This window comes from Roseomonas sp. TAS13, assembly GCF_001950415.1.
Classification (GTDB): domain Bacteria; phylum Pseudomonadota; class Alphaproteobacteria; order Acetobacterales; family Acetobacteraceae; genus Roseomonas; species Roseomonas mucosa.
In genome coordinates this window covers 1-1331 of record NZ_BDLP01000650.1, presented here as the reverse complement: position 1 = coordinate 1331, position 1331 = coordinate 1, and the positions used below count along the sequence as shown (strand labels likewise).

Here is a 1331-nt window from a genome sequence, read left to right as displayed (position 1 = left end):
CATACCGGCGGAACAACCCCCTCCTCGCGGAGCGCTCATGGCGGGGTCTCGGGGGCACACTGTGCCCCTGAGCGGAGGGTCCGGGAGGCAGAGCCTCCCGGTCCAACGGCCCGATCCTCCCTTCACGCCGACAGTTCGACGCGGTCGGCGGCGAAGCGGGAGTGGGTGGCCTGGATGGGGCGGCCCTGGGCATCGGTGTTGACGCTGTCGAGGACGAGGACAACGCGGCCGGGGGCGAGGCTGAGGGATTCGGCTTCTTCCGGCGTGGCGGGGCGCGCGGTGATGCGGGTGGAACGGCGGAGATAGTCGGTGACGCCGTAGGAGGCGTAGGCGCGGGTGATGGAGCCGGTCCCGGCATAGCGCTCGGCGAAGCCGGCGAAGCGCGGCAGGGGCAGGCGGGTGAGGCCGGTGGAGATAGGCACGCCGTCGGCCTCGTGCAGCGTGACGAGCTCCAGGATGGGACTGCCCGGCGGCAGTTCGAGCGCCTCGGCCAGGGCGGCGTCGGCCATGACCTCCCGGGCGGAAAGCAGCCGGCCCCAGGCCTCACGCCCGGCGGCGGTGGCGATCTCGGAGAAGCGGGTGCGCGGCCCGATCGGATAGCGGAGCGGCGGGGCCTCCACAAAGGTGCCGCTGCCCTGGGTGGCGCGGACCAGGCCGCGTTCGGCCAGCGCGGAAAGGGCGCGGCGGACGGTGTGGCGGTTCACGCCGTACTGGGTGGCGAGCTGGGCCTCGGTGGGCAGGCGCGCGCCGCGCGGGAAGCAGCCGGCGGCGATCTCGGCCTCCAGACCGTCGGCGATGCGCTTCCAGGCGGCAATGCCGTCGCCCCGGCGGAAGGGCTCGTTCATGGGCGATGAATCATCGAATTGTCACTGGCTCGTCTTGTTGAGATGTCTATACTACTAGACATATTCGCAGAGGGGCTTCCGGGCAATGGCGGCAGAGAGCGAAACACGAGAGGGGGCCGGGGCGCCAGCCACCCCCGTCACGGCGGCGCGCCAGGCGGTGATGGCGCTCTGCGCCGCGGCGACCGGGGCGGAGCTGGACACGGCGCTGGCGGCGGTGGGCTATGCCGGGCCGGTGCAGGAGCTGCGGCGGCCGGAGACCGGGCTGGTGATGGTGCGGGGCCGTACCGGCGGCGACGGGCGCCGCTTCAACCTGGGCGAGGCGACGGTGACGCGCGCCGCGGTGCGGATCGAGGGCGGCGAGACCGGCTTCTCCTATCTGCTGGGGCGGGACGCGGTGCGGGCGCGGCAGGCGGCGGTGCTGGACGCGCTCTGGCAGGCACGGGCTGTCTCTTGATCACATCTACGCACAGCTCCACCGTAAGGCGA

Annotated in this window: 2 protein-coding genes; one reads left to right on the top strand and one right to left on the bottom strand. The window is 72.9% G+C overall.

Features of this window, described 5'->3' with window-relative positions; genetic code table 11:
- Positions 1-122: 122 nt before the first annotated feature.
- The gene (gene phnF, locus ROTAS13_RS24530) at positions 123-845 is read right to left on the bottom strand and encodes a phosphonate metabolism transcriptional regulator PhnF (RefSeq protein WP_019463226.1); all 723 of its coding nucleotides are present in this window, start codon (positions 843-845) and stop codon (positions 123-125) included.
- Positions 846-930: 85 nt separating this feature from the next.
- On the opposite strand from phnF, the gene phnG reads away from it, so the two are divergent.
- Positions 931-1299 (top strand): phosphonate C-P lyase system protein PhnG, encoded by a 369-nt coding sequence (gene phnG, locus ROTAS13_RS24525; protein ID WP_253187770.1) that lies wholly within the window; start codon positions 931-933, stop codon positions 1297-1299.
- The last annotated feature ends 32 nt before the right edge of the window (positions 1300-1331 follow it).